The 25563-nt window shown below is 69.4% G+C and carries 26 protein-coding genes, 1 tRNA gene, 1 pseudogene and 1 riboswitch; of the genes and pseudogenes, 21 read left to right on the top strand and 7 right to left on the bottom strand.

Annotated features, from left to right (window positions below):
- Positions 1–27 precede the first annotated feature (27 nt).
- Positions 28–278: riboswitch (cobalamin riboswitch) on the bottom strand.
- Positions 275–1171 carry a helix-turn-helix domain-containing protein gene (locus ACZ4MH_RS32790; protein WP_351595290.1) on the bottom strand — a complete coding sequence of 299 codons (897 nt, stop codon included), beginning with the start codon at positions 1169–1171 and terminating at the stop codon, positions 275–277. (Overlaps the previous riboswitch by 4 nt.)
- 138 nt (positions 1172–1309) lie before the next feature.
- On the opposite strand from ACZ4MH_RS32790, the gene ACZ4MH_RS32785 reads away from it, so the two are divergent.
- The 4 genes from ACZ4MH_RS32785 to ACZ4MH_RS32770 all read left to right on the top strand — a co-directional run bounded on the left by ACZ4MH_RS32785 (position 1310) and on the right by ACZ4MH_RS32770 (position 4379).
- Entirely contained in the window at positions 1310–2359 is a 1050-nt protein-coding gene (locus tag ACZ4MH_RS32785; RefSeq protein ID WP_351595293.1) for an NAD(P)-dependent alcohol dehydrogenase, read from the top strand.
- Between the two features lie 212 nt (positions 2360–2571).
- Entirely contained in the window at positions 2572–3111 is a 540-nt protein-coding gene (locus ACZ4MH_RS32780; RefSeq protein ID WP_351595296.1) for a DUF4232 domain-containing protein, read from the top strand.
- 146 nt (positions 3112–3257) lie between these two features.
- Entirely contained in the window at positions 3258–3554 is a 297-nt protein-coding gene (locus tag ACZ4MH_RS32775; RefSeq protein WP_004943146.1) for a type II toxin-antitoxin system VapB family antitoxin, read from the top strand.
- A 204-nt stretch (positions 3555–3758) separates the two neighbouring features.
- Complete coding sequence (locus ACZ4MH_RS32770) at positions 3759–4379, top strand: LytR C-terminal domain-containing protein (protein ID WP_351595346.1); 621 nt, start codon at positions 3759–3761, stop codon at positions 4377–4379.
- Between the two features lie 71 nt (positions 4380–4450).
- On the opposite strand, the gene upp is transcribed toward ACZ4MH_RS32770, so the two are convergent.
- A complete protein-coding gene (gene upp / locus ACZ4MH_RS32765) occupies positions 4451–5086 on the bottom strand; it encodes a uracil phosphoribosyltransferase (RefSeq protein WP_351595298.1) in 636 nt (211 codons plus the stop codon).
- A 208-nt stretch (positions 5087–5294) separates the two neighbouring features.
- On the opposite strand from upp, the gene ACZ4MH_RS32760 reads away from it, so the two are divergent.
- The 13 genes from ACZ4MH_RS32760 (at position 5295) to ACZ4MH_RS32700 (ending at position 18205) form a co-directional block, all read left to right on the top strand.
- Positions 5295–5651, top strand: coding sequence for a hypothetical protein (locus tag ACZ4MH_RS32760; RefSeq protein ID WP_351595349.1), 357 nt, complete (start codon positions 5295–5297; stop codon positions 5649–5651).
- A gap of 298 nt (positions 5652–5949) precedes the next feature.
- A complete protein-coding gene (locus ACZ4MH_RS32755; RefSeq protein ID WP_351595301.1) occupies positions 5950–6483 on the top strand; it encodes a tRNA adenosine deaminase-associated protein in 534 nt (177 codons plus the stop codon).
- Positions 6484–6564: 81 nt separating this feature from the next.
- Positions 6565–7122, top strand: coding sequence for a nucleoside deaminase (locus tag ACZ4MH_RS32750; protein ID WP_351595304.1), 558 nt, complete (start codon positions 6565–6567; stop codon positions 7120–7122).
- Positions 7123–7246: 124 nt separating this feature from the next.
- A tRNA-Ser gene (locus ACZ4MH_RS32745) sits at positions 7247–7333 on the top strand.
- Between the two features lie 382 nt (positions 7334–7715).
- A complete protein-coding gene (locus ACZ4MH_RS32740; RefSeq protein WP_351595307.1) occupies positions 7716–7880 on the top strand; it encodes a hypothetical protein in 165 nt (54 codons plus the stop codon).
- A 103-nt stretch (positions 7881–7983) separates the two neighbouring features.
- Positions 7984–8277, top strand: a complete 294-nt coding sequence (locus ACZ4MH_RS32735) for a Dabb family protein (RefSeq protein WP_351595310.1) — start codon at positions 7984–7986, stop codon at positions 8275–8277.
- Between the two features lie 456 nt (positions 8278–8733).
- Positions 8734–9537: an RNA polymerase sigma factor SigF gene (locus ACZ4MH_RS32730; RefSeq protein WP_030259822.1), complete on the top strand. Its 804-nt coding sequence runs from the start codon at positions 8734–8736 to the stop codon at positions 9535–9537.
- A gap of 212 nt (positions 9538–9749) precedes the next feature.
- Entirely contained in the window at positions 9750–10577 is an 828-nt protein-coding gene (locus ACZ4MH_RS32725; RefSeq protein ID WP_351595313.1) for an RNA polymerase sigma factor SigF, read from the top strand.
- 137 nt (positions 10578–10714) lie between these two features.
- Positions 10715–11437: a hypothetical protein gene (locus ACZ4MH_RS32720; RefSeq protein WP_351595315.1), complete on the top strand. Its 723-nt coding sequence runs from the start codon at positions 10715–10717 to the stop codon at positions 11435–11437.
- A gap of 68 nt (positions 11438–11505) precedes the next feature.
- Positions 11506–12192, top strand: coding sequence for a hypothetical protein (locus tag ACZ4MH_RS32715; protein ID WP_351595317.1), 687 nt, complete (start codon positions 11506–11508; stop codon positions 12190–12192).
- Positions 12189–12884: a hypothetical protein gene (locus tag ACZ4MH_RS32710; protein WP_351595319.1), complete on the top strand. Its 696-nt coding sequence runs from the start codon at positions 12189–12191 to the stop codon at positions 12882–12884. The genes ACZ4MH_RS32715 and ACZ4MH_RS32710 overlap by 4 nt, the downstream gene beginning before the upstream one ends.
- On the top strand, positions 12884–17809 hold the full coding sequence (locus ACZ4MH_RS32705; RefSeq protein ID WP_351595321.1) for a putative T7SS-secreted protein: 4926 nt from the start codon (positions 12884–12886) through the stop codon (positions 17807–17809). Before ACZ4MH_RS32710 ends, ACZ4MH_RS32705 begins: the two co-directional genes overlap by 1 nt.
- 6 nt (positions 17810–17815) lie before the next feature.
- On the top strand, positions 17816–18205 hold the full coding sequence (locus tag ACZ4MH_RS32700; RefSeq protein WP_467754832.1) for a DUF7919 family protein: 390 nt from the start codon (positions 17816–17818) through the stop codon (positions 18203–18205).
- A gap of 361 nt (positions 18206–18566) precedes the next feature.
- Here the strand turns inward: ACZ4MH_RS32700 and ACZ4MH_RS32695 are convergent, their stop codons facing one another.
- From ACZ4MH_RS32695 to ACZ4MH_RS32680, 4 genes and pseudogenes are all read right to left on the bottom strand, one after another.
- Positions 18567–18899 carry a helix-turn-helix transcriptional regulator gene (locus tag ACZ4MH_RS32695; RefSeq protein ID WP_351595325.1) on the bottom strand — a complete coding sequence of 111 codons (333 nt, stop codon included), beginning with the start codon at positions 18897–18899 and terminating at the stop codon, positions 18567–18569.
- Positions 18899–19266 (bottom strand): annotated as a pseudogene (locus tag ACZ4MH_RS32690) (type II toxin-antitoxin system RelE/ParE family toxin). The gene ACZ4MH_RS32695 and the pseudogene ACZ4MH_RS32690 overlap by 1 nt, the downstream one beginning before the upstream one ends.
- A 45-nt stretch (positions 19267–19311) precedes the next feature.
- Entirely contained in the window at positions 19312–19587 is a 276-nt protein-coding gene (locus ACZ4MH_RS32685) for a GntR family transcriptional regulator (protein WP_351595328.1), read from the bottom strand.
- Positions 19584–19850, bottom strand: coding sequence for a GntR family transcriptional regulator (locus tag ACZ4MH_RS32680; protein WP_351595331.1), 267 nt, complete (start codon positions 19848–19850; stop codon positions 19584–19586). Before ACZ4MH_RS32680 ends, ACZ4MH_RS32685 begins: the two co-directional genes overlap by 4 nt.
- 306 nt (positions 19851–20156) lie before the next feature.
- Here ACZ4MH_RS32680 and ACZ4MH_RS32675 point away from each other — a divergent pair, with 306 nt between their 5' ends.
- A complete protein-coding gene (locus ACZ4MH_RS32675; protein WP_351595334.1) occupies positions 20157–20279 on the top strand; it encodes a hypothetical protein in 123 nt (40 codons plus the stop codon).
- Positions 20280–20709: 430 nt separating this feature from the next.
- On the opposite strand, the gene ACZ4MH_RS32670 is transcribed toward ACZ4MH_RS32675, so the two are convergent.
- Positions 20710–20922 carry a hypothetical protein gene (locus tag ACZ4MH_RS32670; protein WP_351595337.1) on the bottom strand — a complete coding sequence of 71 codons (213 nt, stop codon included), beginning with the start codon at positions 20920–20922 and terminating at the stop codon, positions 20710–20712.
- Between the two features lie 338 nt (positions 20923–21260).
- On the opposite strand from ACZ4MH_RS32670, the gene ACZ4MH_RS32665 reads away from it, so the two are divergent.
- The 3 genes from ACZ4MH_RS32665 (at position 21261) to ACZ4MH_RS32655 (ending at position 25424) form a co-directional block, all read left to right on the top strand.
- Positions 21261–21764, top strand: a complete 504-nt coding sequence (locus ACZ4MH_RS32665; RefSeq protein ID WP_351595340.1) for a MarR family winged helix-turn-helix transcriptional regulator — start codon at positions 21261–21263, stop codon at positions 21762–21764.
- Between the two features lie 89 nt (positions 21765–21853).
- Positions 21854–24397 carry an MFS transporter gene (locus tag ACZ4MH_RS32660; protein ID WP_467754831.1) on the top strand — a complete coding sequence of 848 codons (2544 nt, stop codon included), beginning with the start codon at positions 21854–21856 and terminating at the stop codon, positions 24395–24397.
- 190 nt (positions 24398–24587) lie between these two features.
- Positions 24588–25424 carry a YceI family protein gene (locus tag ACZ4MH_RS32655; RefSeq protein WP_351601365.1) on the top strand — a complete coding sequence of 279 codons (837 nt, stop codon included), beginning with the start codon at positions 24588–24590 and terminating at the stop codon, positions 25422–25424.
- Positions 25425–25563 lie beyond the last annotated feature (139 nt).

Below are 25563 nucleotides of genomic sequence, written 5' to 3'. Positions count from 1 at the left end.
CATCACGCTCCAGCACCTCGTGGAATCAGTTCGTGAGATGCCGTGGCCGGTCTCCTGGCTTACGAGGATCTCCTCCCCGCTCGTCAAGAGCGTGGAGGAGGACGCGCCCGCCCCGGCCTTCCCGTCCGCACTCCGCGGTCAGTGGCCCCCCGTACGTACGCGGTGCACGCACGGGGAATGGGTCGGTAGCTCCCCGATCACAGTGGCGAGGGCCGCTCCGGAATCGGACCCGTAGGTCTTCACCGGTCTTCCCGAGCACCACGGCCCGGCCACTCTAACCTCCCCCGTCCCGCCGCCGGGCGGTGTCCTCGGCCATCGGCTCTACGGCAACCGGGTCCGCCGCCGCCCAGTCGCCCAGCAGCCGCAGCGATTCCGCCGAGGCCGAGCCCGGCTCCGCGTGGTAGACGATCAGCTGCTGGTCCGGGTCGGCGGGCAGCCGCAGCGTCTCGTACGACAGGGTCAGCGGCCCGACGACCGGGTGGTGCAGCCGCTTCACGCCGAAGCCCTTGTCCTGCACGTCGTGCGTGGCCCACAGCTGCCGGAACTCCTCGCTCTTGACCGACAGCTCCCCGATCAGCGAGGCGAGCAGCGGGTCGTCGGGATGGCAGCCCGCGTCCAGGCGGAGGTAGGAGACGATGTCGGCGGCCTTGCTCTCCCAGTCGACGTAGAGCTCGCGCGCTGCCGGGTCCAGGAAGACCTGCCAGGCGATGTTCCGCTGCTCGGGCGGGAGCGCGGCGTAGTCGCCGAGCAGGGCGCACGCCATGCGGTTCCAGCCGATGACGTCCAGGCGGCGGCCCGCGACATACGCCGGAATCCCCTCCATCGCGTCCAGCAGCTGCTGCAGCGCGGGCCGCACCCGCTGCGGCCGCCCGGCGCCGCGCGAGCGCTTGGCCTTCGGCTTGACCAGGTGATTGAGGTGGGCCCGCTCGGCCTCGTTGAGCCGCAGGGCGCCGGCGATCGCGTCCAGTACGGCCGTGGAGACGTTCTGGCCGTGGCCCTGTTCGAGCCGTACGTAATACGCGACGCTCACCCCGGCCAGCTGCGCGAGCTCCTCCCGCCGCAGGCCCGGCACCCGGCGCCGCCCGCTGGGCCGCGGCAGTCCGACGTCCTCGGGCTGCAGACGCGCGCGGCGGGTGCGCAGAAACTCGCTCAATTCGGTGCGCTGGTCCATAGGCCCAGTATCCGGCCCGCCGCGTCCGTACGGGCCGGCCGAGCGGGCGTGAGGGTGCCACTACCAGTGGTACCAACCGCGTGCGTACGAAAACGGGGGCTCTGGCTCCGCTTCTCGTCCCGACGCAGCCTTGATGGCATGACACACACCTCTGTCACCGCGTATGCAGCACCCGCGCCCAAGGCACCGCTTGAGCGCACCACCATTCCGCGCCGTGAGCTCGGCGCGCACGACATCGAGATCGACATCAAGTACGCGGGGATCTGCCACTCCGACATCCACCAGGTGGACGAGGACTGGGGCCAGGCCATCTTCCCGATGGTCCCGGGCCACGAGATCGCCGGCGTGGTCTCCGCAGTGGGCCCCGAGGTCACCCGCCACCAGGTCGGCGACCGGGTCGGCGTCGGCTGCATGGTCGACTCCTGCCGGGAGTGCGACAACTGCAAGGCCGGTCTGGAGCAGCACTGCACCGGCACGGGCAACGTACAGACGTACAACGCCATCGGCCGGGACGGCGAGCCGACCTATGGCGGCTACTCGACCCACGTCGTGGTCTCCGAGGACTTCGCCCTCCGCATCCCCGAGGGCATCGGCCTGGACGCCGCCGCGCCGCTGCTGTGCGCGGGCATCACCGTGTACTCGCCGCTCTCCCGCTGGGGCGCGGGCCCCGGCAAGAAGGTCGCGGTCGTCGGCCTGGGCGGCCTCGGCCACATGGCCGTGAAGATCGCCCATGCCATGGGCGCCGAGGTCACCGTGCTCAGCCAGTCGCTCCGCAAGAAGGACGACGGGCTGAAGCTGGGCGCGAGCCACTACTACGCGACCTCCGACCCGGCCACCTTCCAGGAGCTGACGGGCCGCTTCGACCTGATCATCAACACCGTCTCCGCCGACCTGGACGTGGACGCCTACCTCTCGCTGCTCCGCGTGCACGGCACGATGGTGCAGGTCGGCGCGCCCGAGGGCGCGCTCGGCCTCTCGCCGTTCTCCCTGCTGGGCGGCAGCAAGGCGATGGCCGGTTCGATGATCGGCGGCATCCCCGAGACCCAGGAGATGCTGGACTTCTGCGCCGCGCACGGGATCGGCGCGGAGATCGAGGTGATCTCCGCCGAGCAGATCAACGACGCGTACCGCCGGGTGCAGGCGAGCGACGTCCGCTACCGCTTCGTGATCGACACCTCGACGATGTGATCAGTACCGCTCGCGCCCAGGGCCGAGCGGCGCGCGGAGCCGGGTGGCTGTTTCAGCTGCCCGGCTCCGCCGCATTTAGCGGCAGGTGGGTGGCATTAGCCGGACGTTAGTGGACCAATAGCCCACCCGGGCAGAGTGGATGTCGTGCCGGAGGGACCAGCCGGCCGCCTCACCACCAGCCGTCGCAGTCACCACTCACGGGGGAACCCACCATGTCGAAGAAGACCTCGAAGAAGACCGTCAAGGCCGCCGTCGCCTCCCTCATCGCCGTCGGCGCGCTGGCCGCCACCGCCGGCCCGGCCCTCGCCCAGTCCGCGCGGCCGGCCGCCGCCCGGCCCGCGCCCTGCACGGCATCGGCGCTGAAGTTCGAGGCCGGCACCGTCAGCCGCCCGATCAACCACGTCCTGATCAAGGCCACCAACACCTCGAAGAAGACCTGCGACTTCTCGGCCGAGACCTACCCCCTCCTGCGGCTCCACAAGGACCAGCAGGCGGTCACCCCGGTCGTCGACGGCTCCGAGCCGCAGGCCGTGGTCACCCTCGCCCCCGGCGAGACCGCCTACGCGGGTCTGACCCTCTCCGCCGCCGACTCGTCGGAGAAGGGCTTCAAGACCGGCAGCATCGAGGTGGCGGTCGCCAAGGACGTCGCCCTGAAGTCCGTCACCGTCAAGGGTGGCCCGGTCTTCATCCAGCCCGGTGCCGCCAAGGTGACGTACTGGCAGGACAACCCGGCCGACGCGCTGGTGTGGTGACGCACTCCCGGCGGGCCGGTCTCCACCGGCCCGCCGTGCCGTACTCGGGCGGCGCCGGGGTATTGCTCCCTGTACGCCGTATACACCCCGTTCGTACCCGTGCGACATGGCTGCGCCCGAGGCCGGGTGACCGGTAGGCTTTCCGTGTGATCTTCAAGCGCATCGGAAATGGGCGGCCGTACCCCGATCACGGCCGGGAGAGCACCCGCCAGTGGGCGGATGTGGCCCCGCGCCCGGTACGCCTTGACCAGTTGGTCACCACCAAGCAGCAGCTCGATCTGGAGACGCTGCTCGCGGAGGACTCGACCTTCTACGGCGACCTGTTCGCGCACGTCGTGAAGTGGCAGGGCGACCTGTACCTGGAGGACGGACTGCACCGCGCGGTCCGGGCCGCGCTCCAGCAGCGCCAGGTACTCCACGCCCGCGTCCTGGAACTGGACTGAGACCCGCCACTAAGAGCCTGTGTCCAAGGGCTGATCGAGAGCCGCTCGACGCCCGAATCGAGGGCCCGAGCCTCACACGGCGTGGCGACGACGCCCGGTATTGGCCCTTTCGGGTCAGGTCTCGCGCCACGAACAGATCATTTAATAGGCAGAGCGCGGCAGCCGCACTACGCTGCGGACATGAGCATGCTGACGCCCCCCGGCATGGGCGGTAAGAAGTACCGCATCACGGGCGACAGGTATCCGCGGATGCGCCGTCCCCGTCGTGAGCGCAGGATCGTTGTGGCAGTCGTCGCCTCGGCCTGCGTACTGGGCGTGGGCGCCTGGGGCGCCGTACAGCTCATCGACGTCTTCACCGGGCAGGGCGGCACCGCGCAGGCCGCGCAGGAGAAGCCCAAGTGCCCGTCCGGGCAGGACGGCGGCAAGCCGCAGCACACCGCGAAGCCGCTGCCCGAGCCGAAGACGATCAAGGTCAACGTGTTCAACGCGACCACCCGCAGCGGGCTCGCCAAGGACACCGCCGACGCGCTCAAGAAGCGCGGCTTCACGATCGGCGAGGTGGGCAACGCGCCCGCCGCCTACGACAAGAAGGTCAAGGGCACCGCCGTACTGCTCGGCGCGCCGGCCGCGGCGGACGGCTCCTTCAAGGTGCTGGGCACGCAGGTGTCCGGGGCCCAGCGCAAGACCGACGCCCGCAAGGGCGGCGTCGTCGACCTGATCATCGGCGACAAGTACAAGGACCTGGCGAAGGAGAAGGACGCCAAGGCCGCGCTCGCCGCGCTGACCGCCCCGCCGAAGGAGAAGCCGGACACGCCGCAGTGCTGAGCACCACCGGCGCGCCGACCGCTCCATAGGGCGCCGATCACCCTGTCGGGATCAGCGGCCCCTTCGTACGCTCAGCCGGCCGTCCCGTACATGCGGTCGCCCGCGTCGCCCAGCCCGGGGACGATGTAGCGGTCCTCGTTCAGCCGCTCGTCGACCGCGGCGGTGACCAGCGTCACCGGCGTCCCCGCCAGCTCCCGCTCCATGACCTCCACGCCCTCGGGCGCGGCCAGCAGGCACAGCGCGGTCACGTCGTCGGCGCCGCGCTTGATCAGTTCCTTGATCGCCGCGACCAGCGTGCCGCCCGTGGCGAGCATCGGGTCCACGACGTAGACCTGGCGCCCGGAGAGGTCCTCCGGCATCCGGGTGGCGTACGTCTGTGCCTCGTACGTCTCCTCGTTGCGGACCATGCCCATGAAGCCGACCTCGGCCGTCGGCAGCAGCCGCACCATGCCGTCCAGCATCCCCAGACCGGCCCGCAGGATCGGCACGACCATCGGGCGGGGGTGGGAGAGCCGGACGCCGGTGGTCGCCGTCACCGGGGTCTCGATGTCGACCTGCTCGGTGCGCACATCGCGGGTCGCCTCGTACGCGAGCAGGGTGACCAGCTCGTCGGCGAGGCGCCGGAAGGTCGGGGAGTCGGTGCGCTTGTCGCGCAGCGTGGTGAGTTTGTGCGCCACCAGCGGGTGGTCGACGACGTGGATCCGCATGACATCGACAGTAACCGAGGCCGGGCCCCCGAAGCGCCCGCCGGTGGGCGCGCGACCTCGCCGTACGAAGATCAGCCATCCACGGACCACCCCTCGGCCAACGTCAACCAAGTCGCATCAACCCACCACTTAGGGGGAAAGTGGGCACAGACGCCCGGATCGCCGGCCGGCCTCCGGGCGAGAACCTCGGCCCGAGGCGGTGTCGCTCATGCCCGACCAGAAGAATCGTCAGGACGCCCGGCAGAACCGTCAGAACCGGCAGGACACCCGGCAGAGCAGGCCGGACGCACGCCAGAACCGTGCGGAAGCGCGCAGGCCCGGCGCCGCGCACGGCGCGGCGAGAAGCGAGGGCGGCGGCCCCAGACCCGACCACCCGGCGGACCGGGAAGAGGAGGAGCCGGCGGCCGGCGGGACCACCGAGTCCGACGCGGCGCGCCGACGCCGGCGGGCGCAGTTCCTCCGTGAGCTGAACGAGGCCAAGGAGCTGCGCGACCGCGTGCAGCCGCGCCGCGCACGTGCCGCCCGGATGCGGCAGGCGATGCGCATGCGGACGTTCCGCTGGTGACACGAACGTCCTGGCGACCGTCCTCGCGGCTGCCCCACTGATGAGGCGCCCGCAGCCCGTCCGGATGAGGCGTACGCGCCCCGTCCGGACGGGCTGCGGAGCGGAATCCGACCCCCGTCCGGCCCCCGTCCGGCCCCCACGCGGACCGGATCTCGCAGAACCCGCGCACGACGCAGCGCCGAAGACCCCGCGCGAACGCGTTGTTTCTGCCACGATTCCGATGGGGCGGGGACTCCGGGCGCACGCGCGTCCGCCCTCGCCCGGCCCGGATACGCCTCTGACCAGTGGGAGAGTCACGGTGTACTTCGCCGCACTGCTCGCGCGCACCGAAGACGGGTGGGAAGCGAGCGATACAGAGCTCGACGATGTGGAGACGCTTGCCGACCTGGCCGACCTGGCCCGGCAGGCGGCGGTCGACGACGACACGGTGGTGGCGTTGATCGAGCAGGAGGACGCGTGGTTCGGCGTCGTCCGGGTGGACGGCGAGGACGACCCCCGCGTCTTCATCTCGAACGCCGCCGCCGCGTCCCGTAGCTCGTACGGCGCCATGCTGGCCGACGAGCTGCTCGGCCGCGACGACGAGGAGCAGGAGGATCTCGACGGTCTGACCAACCTGGACGGTACGGAGGACGGTGAGCCCGAGGGCGCTGAGGACGAGCCGGAGGCCGCCGCTGACGACCCGGCGCCGGCCGGCCCGCTCGGCGATGTCGAGCTCCTCGACGACCTCGGCGTCAGCGCCAAGGAGCTGCTGTCCTTCGACAACCACGGCGACGCGCTGAGCGGGATCGCCGACGCGCTCGGCTGCACGGAGGTCCTGGAGGCGGTGCGGTGACGGCCGGGGAGCGGCGCACCGCGGGCCGCTCCCCGTCCGCCCGCCGCGGGCCGGCGTCCACCGGTCCCGGACACTGTTCCCATGACCGACGCACAGCCCGCCGCGGCCCCGGCGGACCCCGCACCCGATCCGTTGCGCGACCCGTGGGCCGCGCCCATGCGGCAGGCCCTGGCCGAGGCCGCGCTCGCCCCCGGGACCGGTGACGTCCCGGTGGGCGCCGTCGTGCTGTCCGCGGACGGCCGGGTGATCGGCACGGGCCACAACGCACGCGAGGCCACCGGCGACCCGACGGCGCACGCCGAGGTCCTCGCCATCCGGGCGGCGGCCGACACGATCCAAAAGGAAGCATCGCGCGGCGATTCCGGCCGGGGCGGTGGCGGGCGACGGGCGGGCGAATGGCGGCTCACCGGCTGCACCCTCGTCGTCACGCTCGAACCCTGCACGATGTGCGCGGGCGCGATCGTGCTCTCCCGGGTGGACCGGGTCGTGTACGGCGCCCGCGACGAGAAGGCGGGCGCGGCCGGCTCCCTGTGGGACGTCGTACGTGACCGACGCCTCAACCACCGTCCCGAGGTCATCACCGACGTCCTGGCCGACGACTGCGCGGCACTCCTCACGGACTTCTTCCGCGACCGCTGAGGGCGCGCCGCGCGCCTTATGGACCGCCACCCGGCCCCTTTCGCGCGGCTCGGAACCCCGTTCCCACGCCGCTCCCCCGGAACCGATTTCGGCGCACGGCCCCCCTTGGGCTAAGCTCTATCTCGGTAGCGTGTCCGAGCGGCCGAAGGAGCGCGCCTCGAAAGCGCGTGAGGGGGCAACTCCTCCGTGGGTTCAAATCCCACCGCTACCGCTCGCACGAAGGGCCCGACTCTGATGAGTCGGGCCCTTCGTCCGTTCCGGGCCTCATGGCCCGCACCGCGGCCGGGAGGAAAGCGGTACGGACCCCGCAGCGAGGTCCCGGTCCCCACCCCGCGGACTCCTGCCGAATCCGCCGGGCTCACCGTCCAGCGTGCAGCCGTACCCCCGGTCCAACGGGGCGCCGAACGACCCGGATTGGCGGGACTTTCGTCCATAAGGGCGGCGTGAGTCCGGGGACGGCGGAGACGGCACGGGCGCCGGAACGGCCGGAGCCGACCCGGGCACGGCTGCTGCCGTGGGGCCGGTGTGGTTAAACTCGCCCGACTGCACCGGGCAGGAGCCGCCGGTTAGGGCCGTAGGGGAGACGGGGACGCATGGTGGAAACGAAGAAGATCGCGCTGTACGTGGTCGTCGTCTTCGTCCTGTACACGATCGTCACGTCCCCGACGCGGGCCGCCGACCTCGTGCAAATAGGGTTCGAGGGTATTTCGGACGCCGCACAGGGCGTGGGCCAGTTCATGACCTCACTGATTTCATGACCTCACCTTTCATGACCTCACTGATCAAGTAGTCGCACCACCGCTCCGCAGACCTGTCGACAGCAGAAACGATTCCCCCCGTTCCGCACCCTGGAGGCCGCCCGTGATCCGCCACCTGGTCCTTTTCAAGCTCAACGACGGCGTCGAGCGCGACGAGCCGCGCGTCGCGGCCGGCGTGAAGGCCTTCCAGGAGCTCGGCGACCTCATCCCCGAGCTGGAGTTCTGGGAGTGCGGCTGGAACGTCACCGACCGCCCGATCGCCTACGACTTCGCGATCAACTCGGCCGTCGCCGACAAGGACGCCCTCACGCGCTACCTGGAGCACCCCGCCCACCAGGCGGGTGTCCAGCAGTGGGCGGAGTTCGCCACCTGGGTGATCGCCGACTACGAGATCTGAGCGCCGTCCGGCCCCGGCCGGACCGCGATACGGCGGTTGCCGCGCGCCCGAGCGCCCGGCGGCACCGCCCCGGCCCCCTCCGGGCCGAACAGCCCCTCGCCCCTGCGGGCGGGGGGTTTCTTCATGCCCGCCCACCCGCCGGCGGCCCGAGAAAGGCGCCTCCCGCCCCCTCCGTACCGCCCCCTCGACGCCCACCCACCACCGCCAACTGCCCTTCAACACGGCAATATGCGGTGCTTGCACACAGTGCACATGTCTTGTGATGCTATGACCGCTTTTGCCCGATGAGTCCGTTACCGCAGACGACTGCGACACCGCATCACCGAAGCACGACCGCGACATCGCATCACCGAAGCAACCGAAGCAACCGAAGCGCGTGACTTACCGACGCACGCGACTTACCGACGCACGTGACTTACTGACGCACTGGAGCGCTGTGAAGGGGAGGCGTGAACCGTGACGGCCCGTACTGCGCCGAAGGCGCCATCCCGCCAGAGCAGGAGTGCGGACACCCGGGCGCTCACGCAAGTCCTCTTCGCCGAGCTGGCCGGCCTGGAGCCGGGCACCCCCCAGCACGGCCGCGTGCGGGACGCGCTGATCGAGGCGAACCTCCCCCTGGTCCGGTACGCGGCGGCACGTTTCCGCAGCCGTAACGAGCCCATGGAGGACGTCATCCAGGTCGGCACGATCGGGCTGATCAACGCGATCGACCGGTTCGACCCGGACCGCGGCGTGCAGTTCCCCACCTTCGCGATGCCGACCGTCGTCGGCGAGATCAAGCGGTACTTCCGCGACAACGTACGGACGGTCCACGTCCCCCGCCGCCTCCACGAGCTCTGGGTACAGGTCAACGGCGCCACCGAGGACCTGACCGTGCTGCACGGCCGGTCCCCCACCACCGCGGAGATCGCCGAGCGCCTGAAGATCGGCGAGGAGGAGGTGCTCGCCTGCCTGGAGGCCGGCCGCTCGTACCACGCGACCTCCCTCGAAGCCGCCCAGGAGGGCGACGGCCTGCCCGGCCTGCTGGACCGCCTGGGGTACGAGGACCCCGAGCTGGCCGGCGTCGAGCACCGCGACCTCGTCCGCCATCTGCTCGTACAGTTGCCCGAACGCGAGCAGCGCATCCTGTTGCTCCGTTACTACAGCAACCTGACGCAGTCCCAGATCAGCGCGGAGCTGGGCGTCTCCCAGATGCACGTCTCCCGACTGCTCTCGCGGAGTTTCGCCCGGCTCAGATCCGCAAACAGGATCGACGCCTAACCGGGACGAGGTACACCCCCCAAGGCCGCGCCCCCGCTTCCTGCAGGGATATGTCGACATGGCGCTACAGCGTGTTGCCGACATGTGACATTCTGCAGGAACCGCGTTTGCCGTGGCGCCGCCTCCGGTATTCAGGTGGAGGCTGAACTCTTTGCTCCGCATGGGGACGAAGAGACGCAGCGGCGACCCGACCGCGACCTCAAGGGGGTGGCATGTCCGTAGAACTGGGCAGCTCGAAGGTGCTTCCCGCACCAGCACCGCACGTGCACGACGACGACGCCCTCAACACCCGTACGCTCTCCCGCTCCCTGTTCTTGCGGCTGGCCACACTCGACAAGGACAGCGTGGAGCGTACGTACGTCCGCGACACGCTCATCGAGCTGAACCTCCCGCTGGTGCGTTACGCCGCTGCCCGCTTCCGCAGCCGTAACGAGCCGATGGAGGACATCGTCCAGGTCGGCACGATCGGCCTGATCAAGGCGATCGACCGGTTCGACTGCGAACGGGGCGTTGAATTCCCGACGTTCGCCATGCCCACGGTCGTCGGCGAGATCAAGCGCTTCTTCCGCGACACGTCCTGGTCCGTACGGGTCCCGCGCCGCCTCCAGGAGCTGCGCCTCGCCCTCACGAAGGCCAGCGACGAGCTGTCCCAGAAGCTCGACCGCTCCCCCACCGTCGCCGAACTCGCCACCTGCCTCGGCGTATCGGAGGAGGACGTCGTCGACGGCCTCGCCGTCGGCAACGCCTACACCGCCTCCTCCCTCGACTCCCCCTCCCCCGAGGACGACGGCGGCGAGGGCTCCCTCGCGGACCGCCTCGGCTACGAGGACACCGCCCTGGAGGGCGTGGAGTACCGCGAGTCCCTCAAGCCGCTGCTCGCCAAACTCCCGCCGCGCGAACGCCAGATCATCATGCTCCGCTTCTTCGCGAACATGACCCAGTCCCAGATCGGCGAGGAGGTCGGCATCTCCCAGATGCACGTCTCGCGCCTCCTCACCCGCACCCTCGCCCAACTCCGTGACGGCCTGACCACGGACTGACGACGCAACGCACCCCCGGGCCCCAGGCGCCACAAGCGATCACCTGGCCCGGGGCTTCGGCATGCGCACCCGCGAACCCGGTACAGCGCACGCGAACACCTCTGTACACCTGACGCCCCGTCACCCACACTGCACCCATGCGACGGACGACAGTTGGCGCATCGGCGGGAGTGCTGCTGTTACTGGGTGGCGTGCTGGCGTACTGCGGCAACACCGAGGGCCCGGGCTACATCGCGGCGGGCACGGCGGACAGCAAGGCCCCGGTGAGGCCCGTGGCCCCGACGGACGACGTCTCCTTGATCCCGCTGGACGGCGCCGACACCGACGCCACCCCCGGAGATACCGGTGAACGTCCCGGCGGTACGGCGACCGGCAGCCTCCCCGAAGACGCCCGAGGCGCCACACCAGAAGAACCACAGCGCCCGCAGCCGCCCTCCCACGGCGACACGAGCCCGCCGACCGGCACCACCCCGGACACCAGCGCCCCGCCCTCATCCCCCACTCCCACGTCCACTCCCCCTTCCACGTCCACTCCTCCTCCCACCGACAACAGCCCCGCCCTACTCGAAGTCGGCGCCCCGAAACTGGCCAAGGCCGATGTCCGGTGGTGCGAGAAGGTCACAGTGGAGATCCGCAATACCGGCGGCCGGCCGGTGACGGACGGAACGGTCACCTTCAAGACGCACATCATCGGCGGCCTGGGAATCGACTGGGACACCCGGGAGTCCACCCGCGAACTCCCCGTCCCGCTCCCCGGCGGGGCAAGGGAAACGCACACATGGAAGGTGTGCGTGGACGAGTGGCGCGTACCACTCGGCATGCACATCGACACAAAGGACGTCGACGTCACCTGGAAGTAACAGCCCCAACGCCCCGCCCTCCCGAAGCTCCTGGTCGCCTGTCAGACACGAATGCGAACATGTGATGCATGAGTACCAGTGGGGTGGGGGCAACTTCAGGTGCTGCGGGTGCAGATGGCCGGCCGCGCCTGGAGGACTTGCTGCGCCAGGCCGACGACGAGGCGGCAGCCCGGGAGCGGCAGGCGAGCGAGCCGCGAGCGGACCGTACGGACGAGGCGCCGCCGGCGGCAGCGCCGACCGACCGTGACACGAGCCCTGCCGTCGCCCCCGACGCCGACGAGGTGATCGCCCACGAGAAGCGGGCGTTCGCCGCCCGGCTGGGCGAGTTCCGCCGTACGGCCGTGATCGTGCCAACCCTCGACGGCGACCTGATGACCGCGACCTACGGCGGCATCCGCTGGATCTACGCCTTCAGCGACAAGCAAGCCCTCGCCCGCTTCGCCGTCGCCGCCGGCTGGGAGCCACCGCCCGCGGACGGCCTGGAGTTCCTGACCGTGTACGGCGCCCGGCTGCTGGACGTGGTGGTCCCGGCGACCGGCGAGCCGACAGGCGTGGCCCTGGACGTCGCGGACGCCGAGGCGGGCGGCTGCGTGATGTTCCCGCCCGTACTCGGCATCGTCCCCGAGGAAGCGGCCGTGGACGGCGCCAACGGTGAAGCACTCGCGACGGCCGCGGCGGCCAAGGCGACGGGAGAGGGCCGAGGCGAGGGACCGGTCCCGGGCCCGGGCCCGGCCCCGGGGGAGGCGACGGCGTGAGCGGCGAGCAGCCCGAGATGAGCGACGAGCTGAAAGACCTCCACGTCTCCCCGTCGGCCATCAAGAAGATCACCAGCGGCATCAACGGTGCCATCGACGAACTGCAGGACATCGGCCAGGCGGGCGGCGCCGAGGTCGGCCGCGGCTTCTCCGAACTCGCCCTGACCGGCATGGAAACCGGCTACGCCGATCTCACGGCGAAGTTCGAGACGTTCTGCGAGCGCTGGGAGTGGGGCGTCCGCTCCCTCGTGAAGGAGGCCCTCGACTTCGCCGAACGGGCGGGACTCTCGGCGGGCCTGATGCACGAGGCGGACGACTACGTCCAGGGCACGATGAAGGTCGGCTGGACAGCGACGATGGGCAACCCCCACCTGTCCGAGGAGAAGGCCGAGAAGCGCAGCTGGGGCCAGACCCTCGAGGACAACCCGATCCACAACCTCACCAACCCCGACTACAGCGCCAAGTCCATGCTGGAGGCCGGCCAGAACGCCAAGGAGGTCTGGAAGGCGACGGCGCACGACCTCACCACGGAGGGGATGATCGGCGGCCAGTACAGCTCGTACGCGGAGCTCGCCGGTTACGGGGACGAGTACGACGCCGCGATGGACGACACGTACGGCCCGGATCAGCAGACCAACGACGGGAAGACGCGCGGGGACGGCCGCACCGAGCACGGGGGAAGCAAGAGCTGATGGGCTGGGACGACTGGATACCGGACGGCGTCAAGGACGGGGTCAACGACGTCGCCGACAAGGTCGGTGACGCGTACGAGGACGGCCAGAAGGCCATCGGCAGGAGCATCGACCACTACAGCGGGCAGCTGGCGGACACCATGGACGACGCCGGCTGGGACAGCGGCGCCGACTGGGTCCGCAGCAAGGGCGACTCGGTCGCCAACCATCTCGGCGCCGAGGTCGAGGAGTGGCAGCTCGGCGAGACCGAGGACCCCAAGAAGCTGGTGCACGGCAGCGTCGGCAAGATCCGCGCCACGGCCAAGAACCTCACCGACTTCCAGAAGGCGTTCGACAAGGTCGCCTCCGGTATGCGGCAGCTGGACTCGGGTGAGTGGCGCGGCAAGGCCGCCGACTCCTTCCGCAAGAAGTTCGCCATGCACCCCACCAAGTGGGCGCACGCCGCCGATGCCTGCGAGAAGGCGTCGAAGGCGCTGTCCGACTTCGCCGAGACCGTCGACTGGGCGCAGCAGCAGGCCCAGGTGGCGATCAACGAGTACAAGAAGGGCCAGGAGGCGACCGACAAGGCGCGGGCCGCACACGCGAAGGAGGTGACCGCGTACGGGAAGGACCTCCAGACCTACAAGGACGCCCAGGAAGCGGGCAAGGACCCGGGCAAGCGCCCCACCGACCCCGGCGGCTTCACCCATGACCCCGGCAAAGCGCTGCGCGACGCGGCCAAGGACAAGCTCAAGCACGCCCGCACGCAGCGCAACACGGCCGGCGCCCACGCGGTGACCCAGGTCGACGCCGCCCTGGCCCACGCCCCCACCGAGCCGGAGTTCACCGACAGGCTGGGCATGGAGGCGTACGACAAGATCCAGGGCGCCCCGACCGAGCTCCTGCACACGGTGGGCGGCTTCACGAAGGGCGCTTTCGGCCTCGCGTCCTTCACCCGCTCGATCAGCCCGATGGACTCGTACAACATCTCCCACCCGGCCGAGTACGCGATGACGCTGAACTCGACCGCGGCGGGCCTGGTCGGCCTGGCCAACCACCCGGAGCGCCTCCCGGCCGCCGTCGTCGGCACCGGCTGGAGCCACGACCGCCGGGAGGCCGAGGGCCGCCTCGCTTTCGACGTCCTCCTGGACGTCCTCACGGGCGGCGCGGGCGCGGCGGCGAGCGCGGGATCCCGGACGGCCAGGTTGGCCCGCCTCGGCGAGGACGCCGGAGAGAGCGCACTCCGCCGCGAGGGGCGGGAGGCGGTGGAGGACGCGGGAGAAGGATCGGCGCGCCGTCACCTGGACGAGGACGGCCCCCACCAGTCCGATACGGAGACTCCGCACCGGGAGTCGGCCGACACGGACCCGGTGGACCTCGCGACCGGAAAGATGTACCTGCCTCAGACGGACATCGTGCTACCGGGCGCGCTCCCGCTGGTCTTCTCCCGGCAACTGGAATCCGGTCGCAGGACGGGACGGTGGTTCGGCCCCTCTTGGGCGAGCACGGCCGATCAACGGCTGGAGGTCGATGCCGAGGGCGTCGTCTTCGTCAGCGAAGACGGCCTGCTGCTGTCCTACCCCCACCCTGTCCCGGGCGTGCCGACGCTCCCGGTGACCGGCCCTCGCCGGCCGCTCGAACGTACCCCTGACGGGGGTTACACCCTCACCGACCCGCACACCGGCCACGTACGCCATTTCTCCCCGCCTTCCGACGGAGACGAGGCCGGGAACGGCGTCGCGCACCTGGACCAGATCACCGACCGCAACGGCGACCACTGGATCACCTTCGACCGCGACGAGGACGGCACGCCGACCGGCGTCGTCCACTCCGCCGGCTACCACCTCAAGCTCACCACCGAGGACGGCCGGATCACCGCCCTCCACCTTGCAGGCGCGGCCGAGGACGGCACCGACCAGCAGCTCCTCCGTTACGACTACACCGATGGCAACCTCACGTCGGTCATCAACTCTTCCGGCCTCCCGCTGCGCTTCGAGTACGACGACCGGTACCGCGTCGTCTCCTGGACCGACAGCAACGACCGCCGCTACGACTACACCTACGACGACCAGGACCGCTGCATCGCCGAGGGCGGCACCGAGGGCCACCTCGCGGTCCGCATCAGTTACGACGCGACGGACCCGGAAACCGGCCACCGCATCACCGCACTGACCGATTCCCTCGGTCACACGACCCGCTACCTGGTCGACGACCGCTACAAGATCGTCGCCGAGATCAGCCCGACAGGCGCGGTCACCCGCACCGAACGCGACAGCCACGGCCGCCCGGTCTCCGTCACCAACCCACTGGGCCACACCGCCTCGTACACGTACACCGCCACCGGCGAACTGGCCGCCGTCACTCGCCCCGACGACACCCAGGTGACGGCGGAGTACAACGAACTCGGGCTACCGACCCGGGTAACAGAGCCCGATGGCGCGGTCTGGCGCCAGACGTACGACGAGGCCGGCCGGCGTACCTCGGTCATCGATCCGGCCGGCGCGGTGACCACCTTCGCGTACGACGACCGAGGCCACCTCGCCTCGATCACCGACGCCGCGGGCCACACCACCCACGTACGCTGCGACGCCGCCGGCCTCCCGCAGCAGATCACCGACCCTCTGGGCGGTGTGACCGCGTACGTACGCGACGCCTTCGGCCGCGTCGTCTCGCACACCGACCCCCTCGGCGCCACCACCCGCTACATCTGGACGGTCGAAGGCCACCTCAGCCGCCGTACGGCCCCCGACGGCGCGACCGAATCCTGGACGTACGACGGCGAGGGCAACTGCCTCACCCACACCGACGCCGCGGGCGGCGTGACCCGCTTCGAGTACACCCACTTCGACCAGCTCGTCGCCCGCACGGATCCCAACGGTGTCCGCTACACGTTCACCTACGACACCAAACTCCAGCTCTCCAAGGTCACCAACCCACAGGGCCTGGAGTGGTCGTACGCCTACGACCCGGCCGGCCTGCTGCTGTCGGAGACGGACTTCGACGGGCGCCAGGTGTCGTACGAACGCGACTCGGCAGGCCGCCTCGCCGCTCGTACCAGCCCGCTCGGCGACACGACCGTCTACCAGTACGACAAACTCGGCCGTACCTCTGCGAAGCGCACGAGCGACGGCGTGGTGACCCGTTACTCCCACGACGCGAGCGGACGGCCGCTGAGGGCGGCTACGTCTGACTGCGAAGTGATCTGGCAGCGCGACGCCCTCGGGCGCGTGACGGCCGAATCGGTCAACGGCCGCACCATGTCGCACGCGTACGACGTGCTCGGTCGCCGCATACATCGCCGCACCCCCACCGGCGCCGAGGCCACCTACGCCTACGACGCCGCAAGCCGTCGCACCTCCCTCACCACATCCGGCCGCACGCTCGACTTCACCCACGACGCCGCGGGCCAGGAGATCAGCCGCCACCTGACCGGCGGTCTGATCACTCTCCACCAGAGCTGGGATGCGACGGGCCGCCTGGCGTCCCAATCCCTGTACGGGACCGGTACAGGTGCCGCAGCCGACCCCGATGGCGCCAGTACGGGCAGCGCACCCCTCCAACACCGTTCGTATGCTTACCGCCCCGACGGCTACCTCACCGCCATCGACGACCAGCTGAACGGCCCGCGCCGCTTCACCCTGGACTCCGTAGGCCACGTCACCGCGGTCTCCGCCCACAACTGGACGGAGACCTACGCATACGACGAGGCAGGCAACCAAACCCAGGCCGAGTGGCCAACCACCCACGCCAACTCCGAAGCCACAGGCGCACGCACGTACACCGGCACCCGCCTCACCCAGGCCGGCCGCATCCGCTACGAACACGACGCCGCGGGCCGGATGACCGTACGCCAGAAGCGCCACCTCTCCGGCAAACGCGAAACCTGGCACTACACCTGGGACACCGAGGACCGCCTCACGTCCGTCACTACCCCGGACGGCACCACGTGGCGCTACCTCTACGACCCCCTGGGCCGCCGCACCGCCAAGCAACGCCTTTCCTCAGACGGCACCACTGTCCTGGAACAGGTGGATTTCACCTGGGACGGCGCCACCCTCACCGAACAAACCACCTCGGCCAGCGAGTCGACCCCTGCCATCACTCTCACCTGGGACCACAACGGCCTGGCCCCCCTCGCCCAAACCGAACGCATCACCGCGGCGGACGCCCCGCAATCCGAGATCGACTCCCGCTTCTTCGCCATCATCACCGACCTGGTCGGCACCCCCACCGAACTCGTCTCCCCCAACGGCGAAATAGCCTGGCGCACCCGCACCACCCTCTGGGGCACCACCACCTGGAACGCGGACGCAACCGCCTACACACCCCTACGCTTCCCAGGTCAATACTTCGACCCTGAAACCGGCCTGCACTACAACTGCTTCCGGTACTACGACCCTGGCACCGCACGCTACCTTTCACCTGACCCCTTGGGTCTGAGCCCAGCCCCTAACCCGGCTGCATATGTCCACAACCCAATGGCATCGACCGATGTTCTTGGTCTAGCTCCGTGTCCGCCGGACCAAGACAGGCGCGCCCAACCGCCTGCACATGGCGAGGGGAACGGTAACGACTGGGCGAAAAGTGTGACGCAAAAGGGGAGGACCGATAACTCCCAGGTAATATCCGGACACGGATATTATGAGTTCGGCGCAGGTGACATGACCGTCCCATCAGGAACATGGCTTAAGTTCTACGTCGAAGACGGACAACGCCTTTCCGACGCTATCGGCCATGAGGTGGAGGTCGGCGGGAACAGGGCGCCATTCGAGACTTTCGGCCCCGGAAAAAACCTACCTGACTACACTGTGGATGTACCGAAAAACCTGAACATCAGCAGCAAGTCAATAACCGTGAACGCACCCACTCGGCTCAGTGATATCGTCACTGAAGGCATGGGCGCCGTACACGTCGTGATTTGCCGCGAACACATCAAGCCTTGGTGATGACAGATGACTTACTACCCGGACCTGAGCCCTTATACGTACTCCGAGTCCAATGATTCCATGCTGAACGTCGGATGGCTTTCCAGAGAGCATGACTATCAAAAGAAGGAGACTCCTGAAGGGCTCGTAAAAGCACTCGCCAAACTCGCCGAAAATTCGGTAAACGTTCAGCGAGGCATGCATTTCTGCGAACTCTGCCCATCTTTCCAGGTGGCTCGCGAAAACACTTCCTGGAATGATACGTTCATCGGAAGTGGCGAAATTCACGTAACCAGCTCAAGGGGCGTTACATACGCCGCCCCTGCAATGATTGTTCATTACGTTGACAGTCACTCATACTCGCCACCCGAAGATTTCTGCACCGCCGCCTTGCAGATATACCGCTCCCTCGAATAGGCGCCTTCACGCAACCAGGCGGACAGGCGAAAATGATGTGACTATAAAGGTTGTCCCGTACAGATCTACGAGTTGGCGTGGGTGTGGCTCTCTCACCCGCTGGCGATTCCTCCAGTTCGCAGAGGTGGGCGGCGCAGCCAAAATGCTCCCGGACGGCGTCGGCCACACTGGGACTCGGAGGTTGAACTGGTGCGCGCCGAGCGATCTGACCTCAACCCGACCCGTTCACTGACTCCTCGAGCCGGCCTACGGCTTCGGCGGGTTCTTCGAGACGAAGGAGTCCATGCCTGGGGTCGTGACGATGAGACCTTCGGTGCGGAGGGCTGCGGTGACCTCGCGTACGGTCACGGGGAGGGACTCCTCAGGCAGCACCGATCACTCGGTCGCCGTATTCGATGGATAGCGTGATCCGGGCACCCAGCGCCGCAGCGTACGTGCGCATCGTCTCCAGGTTGTGGATCTCGCCCCGCTCGATCTGGGAAACCCTCGCCTGGGAAACGCCGACCGCCGCCGCAATCTGGGCTTGTGTGCGTCCCTGTTCCTCTCGGATCCTGCGCAGGTGGTAACCGAGTACGTATGCCTCGGTCGCCGTCCGGGCTGCCTGCTTGCGGGATTCCCACTCGGCATCGGTGACCTCGGGATGGGCTTCACGCATCCGGCGCTTCACCTCGGCCCAACTGCTGTGGCCAGTCATCAGGCGTTCCCGTCCTCTCCTGTGCGGTGGGCACTCGCCAAGTACGCGTTATAGCGAGCCTCGGCAAGCGGGATCGCGTCCTCGTACCACTGGTTCCAACGGCCCGCCTTGTCCCCCGCCACAAGGAGAACCGCCTCACGTACCGGATCGAAGACGAACAGGACCCGAACCTCGGTCCTACCCGTGCTTCCCGGCCGAAGCTCCTTGAGGTGGTGAACCCGGCTGCCGGTGATGCGGTCGACCAGAGGTCTGCCCGCATCGGCCCGCTCTCAGCCAACATGTCGACGGCTGCTGCGACAAGGTCCGCGCTCACCGGATCCTCCTCTGCCGGCTTGAGCAGCCACAGTTCGGTGATATGGAGAGGCAGTCGTTGACTCAGCGGCGCAGGTCGATGGAACCGTTCGTGGCGCGCTCACGCGTCCGGGGGTTCGCCCGCGAAGTTCTCCGGGAGCTTCTTGGAGACGAAGGAGCCCATGCCCGGGGTCGTGACGATGAGGCCTTCGGCGCGGAGGGCGGCGGTGACCTTGCGTACGGTCACGCGCGCGACACCGAACTCTGCCTCCAGACGGACCTCTGAGAGCAAGTGGTGCCGTGGATACTCGCCGCTTGCGATCCGCGCACGGATAACGTCCGCGATCTGCACCCACTTGGGACGCGTCGGGTCGAAGTCCAGCGGAGCGCTGCTCATGCGTCCGGGGGGTCGCCGGTGAAGTCTTCGGGAAGTTGCTTCGAGACGAAGGAGCCGAGGCCCGGTTCGGTGTAGAGCAGCCCTTCTGTACGCAGCCCGCGCAGGACCTTCTGGCTCGTGGCTACGGCGATGCCGAACTCTTCCTGGAGCTGGAGCACCGACGGGACGCGCGTGCCGGGTGAGTACGTGCCGTCGGCGATGCGCTTTCGGATCACGTCGGCGACCTGGCGCCAGCGAGGTCGGTCAGGAGCAAATTCGATCACATGACCACGCTAAGCACTCTGCACTGAACCACGCGATCGAGGCAATACCTAGTAGGCCGTAGTATGCATAGAATGCGCTGACAGTAAGAGCCCCGGCGGCTGCGCCAACAGCCCCGGGGCGTGGTCAACGCTGAATCCTTCTGTGCAAGGAGCATCGACATGCGTCACCGTATCGTCCGAAGCGTCATTGGGTGGGTGGCTGGGCGCAGGCACTCAGATACCGCGCCGTCGGCTGGTGCGACAGTTGCTGATCCCCTGTTGCCCGCCTCCCCGCGACCACCGCGACGGCTCCCTCGGCTCGACACCGTGATCGACGGGGACGCCACCCGTCCAGTACGGCCGTATCTCGTCGAGTGTGAGCAGCAGGCGCGTGAGCGGGCCGCTCGGCTCTTCGCCCACGACGGCGGCTTCTCGGTGTTCGCCTGGTGAGCGATCCGGAGCGGTTGCGACTGCTGCCCTGGACCGGGGCCGACGGGCAGCGGTGTTATCTGTCGGAGGACGGGGACGGCGGCGGTTACGTCGCGCGGTTGGCCGATGACGTGGAAGCCGTGCAGCTCGCCATGGGGGCTCGGCTGGTCGAGCGGGCGAGTGAGGTGCTCGGCAGACGGGGACGGGATGACCGGGGTCGACCCAATGAGGTGCGGTGTCTGGCGTACGGGCTGGTGGAGGCCTTGCGGGACGCGCTCAGGATCGCGGAGAGCCGGGGCGGGCGCGGATCCTCATAGCCGGCCGGTCGGCCGGTTCGCGCGCCAGCAATAAGGGCTTCTTCCGGGTGTGTGTCTGCCCGGGAGAAGCCCTATTGATCGTTCGAAGGGAGGGGAGGGGTGAGTGTCGTTACTCGGGAGAGGCGAGTACGGGATCAGCTCAGTGCCAGCCAAGCCGTTGCTGCGACGATCACGACGGCGACGACTACGCCGATGATGATGCCCGCGCGGGGGCCCGAGGAGGACTGGGGGGTGGCCGCGGCGGTGCGGGGGGTCTGGGGGGCGCCTTCGTCGACGAAGGCGCGGAACATCTGCGTGCTGCCGGCCGGGTCGTGGTTGCCGTCGGGCGTCTGCGGGTTGTTCGCCATAGGCCGAGACACTAGCGAACCGGCGGGTAGCGGCACACCCCTGGGCGCCGGGCCGACGGGCCCGCACGGGCACAGCCGACATCGGTGCGGAGTCGGCCAGAGCCCCGCAAAGTGGTGATGGAGAGATCACACAGGGAGGGGGCGGCGCGTCGTATGCCCTGGGGTTGGCGCCGTACGCCTCTCTGACCTGGGGATTTACGAGACCCTCTCGCACCCTTGACCCGTGTGCGGTGCATCTTTTTGGTTTCCTTTACCTCGCGGGCGTCGGATTCGTTTGCCTTCGGCAACCAAGTGGTTCTATGGTTGCCTCAAGCAACAAAAGATGTGTGGAGGTGCCCATGGCCGCGCAGGGTCAGTACCAGGAGCTGGCCAGGCAACTCAGCGCCATCGGTGCCGTGAAACGCGAGCTCGGGCGCATCCTGCCGCATGACTGCCCGCCCGCCTCGGTGGGCGTGCTCACCATCCTCGACCGGTACGGCGAGATGCGGATGAGCAAGCTGGCCGAGCTGCTGATGATCGACATGTCGGTGACCAGCCGGCACGTCGCGCACATCGCGGAACGCGGCTGGATCGAGCGGGAGCCCGACCCTCTGGACAAGCGGTCCAGGCTGCTGCGACTGACAACCCGCGGACGCGAACTGCTCGCCGAGCTGTCCGTCCGTTACACAGACTCCCTCGCCCGGTACCTCGACGACTGGTCCGACGACGACGTCGGCCGGCTGAACGAGCTGCTCGCGAAGTTGCACGAGAGCTTCGGCGACTGCCGCACCCGGGCGCACCAGGAACCCACGCGTACGGACGTCACGCGTACCGAAACCACCCGTACATCAGCAGGACGATAAGGAATTACATGGCTACAACCACACCAGCCGGTGTGCGGGCCGGCCACGCCAAGCACGGAGGCGGCGGTGACGCCTCCGCCGGAGCCCCCATGACGCACCGTCAGATCATGGAGGCGCTCTCCGGGCTGCTGCTCGGTATGTTCGTCGCCATTCTTTCTTCGACGATCGTGTCGAACGCGCTGCCGCAGATCATTCACGACCTGAACGGTGGCCAGAGCGCCTACACATGGGTCGTCACGGCCTCGCTGCTGGCGATGACCGCGACCACCCCGCTGTGGGGCAAGCTGTCCGATCTGTTCAGCAAGAAGCTGCTGGTGCAGCTGGCCCTCGTCATCTACGTGGCAGGGTCGGTCGTTGCCGGGCTCTCGCAGAACAGCGGGATGCTGATCGCCTGCCGTGTCGTGCAGGGCATAGGCGTGGGCGGTCTGTCCGCCCTGGCCCAGATCGTGATGGCCGCGATGATCTCCCCGCGGGAGCGGGGACGGTACAGCGGTTATCTGGGTGCCGTCTTCGCGGTTGCGACCGTCGGCGGGCCGCTGCTCGGCGGTGTCATCACCGACACCTCGTGGCTCGGCTGGCGCTGGTGCTTCTACGTCGGCGTGCCCTTCGCGGTGATCGCGCTGATCGTGCTGCAGAAGACCCTGAAGCTCCCCGTCATCAAGCGCGAGGGCGTCAAGGTCGACTGGCTGGGTGCCTTCTTCATCAGTGCGGCGGTCTGCCTGCTGCTGGTGTGGGTCACCCTGGCCGGCGACAAGTACGACTGGATGTCCTGGCAGACCGGTGCCATGGTCGGCGGGGCCGTCGTGCTCGCGCTGCTCTTCATCCTGGTCGAGACCAAGGCGGCCGAGCCGATCATCCCGCTGCGGCTGTTCCGCAACAAGACGATCTCGCTGGCCTCCGCGGCCTCGCTGTTCGTCGGTATCGCGATGTTCTCCGGCACCGTCTTCTTCAGCCAGTACTTCCAGCTGGCGCGCGACAAGTCGCCGACGATGTCCGGCGTGATGACCATCCCGATGATCGCGGGGCTGTTCGTCTCGTCGACCGTGTCGGGCCAGATCATCACCAAGACCGGCAAGTGGAAGGCCTGGCTGGTCGCCGGTGGCGTGCTGCTGACCGCGGGCCTCGGCCTGCTGGGCACGATCCGGTACGACACCGAGTACTGGCACATCGCCATCTTCATGGCCCTGATGGGTCTCGGCATCGGCATGATGATGCAGAACCTGGTCCTGTGCACGCAGAACCAGGTCGCCCCGCAGGACCTCGGCTCCGCCTCGTCCGTCGTCACCTTCTTCCGCTCCCTCGGTGGTGCGGTGGGTGTCTCGGCGCTCGGCGCGGTGCTGGCCAACCGAGTCACGCACTACGTCAAGGACGGCCTGACCGACCTCGGACCGGCCGCCGCCAAGGCGGGCCAGGCCGGGACCGGCGGCGGGGGCATTCCGGACCTGGACGCCCTCCCGGCGCCCTTCCGGACGGTCATGGAGAGTGCTTACGGGCACGCTGTCGGTGACATCTTCCTGATCGCCGCCCCGTGCGCGCTGCTCGCCTTCCTTCTGACGCTTTTCATCAAGGAGGTCGCCTTGAAGACCAAGGGTGGACTGGCACAGTCCTCCGACGGCCCGGACGCCACGGCGCCCGGCACCACCACGGACGCGACGGCGGTTCCGGCCGACGCCGCGGCCGCCCCGGCCACCGCCTCGGCCGCCGCCGCTTCGGCCGCGCCGACCGAGGAGCGGGAGCCGGCCCTGGTCGGCGCCCCCTCCGTGGCCGACGACCGGACGCCGTCCTGGGCGCAGGCCCAGCCGGCCAGGGCCACCCAGGCCCAGCCGCTGGCGGCGTACGCCTCCGCCGGCGACCCCGGCACCCCGGAGGGCCCGGCCATCACCGGCTTCGTCCGGAACGGTGACGGCACCCCGGTCCCGCGCTCCGCGGTCACGCTGATCTCGCTCAGCGGCCGGCAGCTGGGCCGCTCGGTGGCCCAGGCCAACGGCTCGTACGTACTGAACGCCCCCGGCGCCGGCTCGTACGTCCTGATCGCCGCCGCCGACGGCCACCAGCCGCAGGCGTCCACGGTCGTCGTCGGCGACCAGCCGATCGGCTACGACATCCTGCTCAGCGGCACCAGCGGCCTCCGGGGCCAGGTCCGCAGCGTGGTCACCGGCGCGCCGGTGGACAGCGCGATGGTCGTGGTCACGGACGTCCGCGGTGAGGTGCTGGCGACCGGCAAGACCGGCGTCGAGGGCAACTTCGCCTTCGACGAGCTGGCCGCCGGTACGTACACCGTCGCGGTGAACGCCACCGACTACCGGCCGACCGCACAGCCGGTCGAGGTCAGCGGCCAGGGCACCACCCGCATCGAGATCGCGCTGCAGTCCGGTGCCCGCGTCCAGGGCGTCGTACGGGCCGGTGCGGACCGCCGTCCGCTGCCGGACGCGCGGGTCACGCTGGTCGACGCGGCGGGCAACGTCGTGGCCACCTCCACGACCGGCGCTGACGGCGCGTACGCCTTCACCGACCTGGACTCCGGCGACTACACGGTGATCGCCAGCGGGTACCCGCCGGTGGCCAACGCGCTGTCGGTCGACACGGGCGGGGTCGACGGTTACGACGTCGAGCTCGCGCACCCCGGCGACTGACCGGCGGTCATCAGAACGGGGGCCGGGGCGATCGCCCTGTGAGCAGAGCCCCGGTCCGGGGCACGCATTGAGCGGAGACGCGTCCCGGGCCGGACCACAGGGCCTCGGCGGCGGCGGGCGACATAGGCAGGGGACGGCCTGCCCGCCGCCACCGGGGCCCACATGTACCAAGCACGAATCGGGAGTGGGTATGAGTTCGACTGGCGCGGGCGTTCGGGCACAGGTCCGGACACGCGACGGCTGGGCGGTCAAGCACGCGGTGCTGACCGTCACGGACATGACGGGCACGCAGGTCCTGCGCGCCACGGCCGACGAGGACGGCGTCGTGCGCGACGCGGCCCCGCTGCAGCCCGGCCCGTACACGGTGATCGTGACGGCCGTGGGCTACGCGCCGGTCGCCTCGACCTCGATCGTGACGGCGAGCGGCCGGATGGACGTCGGCACCGTGACGCTGGCCCGGCAGGGCGGCGCGGAGCTGCCGCCGCCCGGGCCGTGGACGATCGACCCGATGCACTCGTCGGTGGCCGCCGCCGCGCAGCACCTGGGGATCTCCAGCGTGCGCGGCCGGTTCACGGAGTTCGCCGGCCGGATCGACATCGCGGAGGACGTGGAGAAGTCGCGCGTCGAGGCGGTCATCAAGGCCTCGTCGATCGACACCGGCAACGGGATGCGCGACGGGCACCTGCGCAACTCCGACTTCCTGGACGTGGAGACCTACCCGGAGCTGACCTACCGCTCCACGGGTCTGGAGGCGGCCGGTCCGGACCGCTGGATCGTCCACGGCGACCTCGCGCTGCACGGCGTGGAGCGCCCGGTGGACCTGAACCTCTCGTACCTGGGGACGGGCCCGGACCCGTGGGGCGGTACGCGGGCGGCGTTCAGCGCCACCGCCGAGCTGCACCGCGAGGACTTCAAGATGAACTACAACCAGGTCGTGGCGGCCGGTATCGCCGCCATCGGCACCACCCTCCGGGTGGAGCTGGACATCCAGGCGGTCCAGGGGAACTCGCTGCCGATGGCCGGCTGAGAAGCCGGTACCGGGCCGCTCGCTCCCGACGGCCGGCGGGGTACCGGCAGAGAACAGGGCGGCGGGGGGGGGGGGGGGGGGGGGGGGGGGGGGGGTTTGGGGGGGGGGGGGGGGGGGGGTGGGGTGTGGGGGGGGGTTT

Source organism: Streptomyces sp. NPDC026301 (assembly GCF_055567935.1).
Note: the sequence above shows the minus strand (reverse complement) of the source record. Positions and strands in the feature narration are given on the sequence as shown.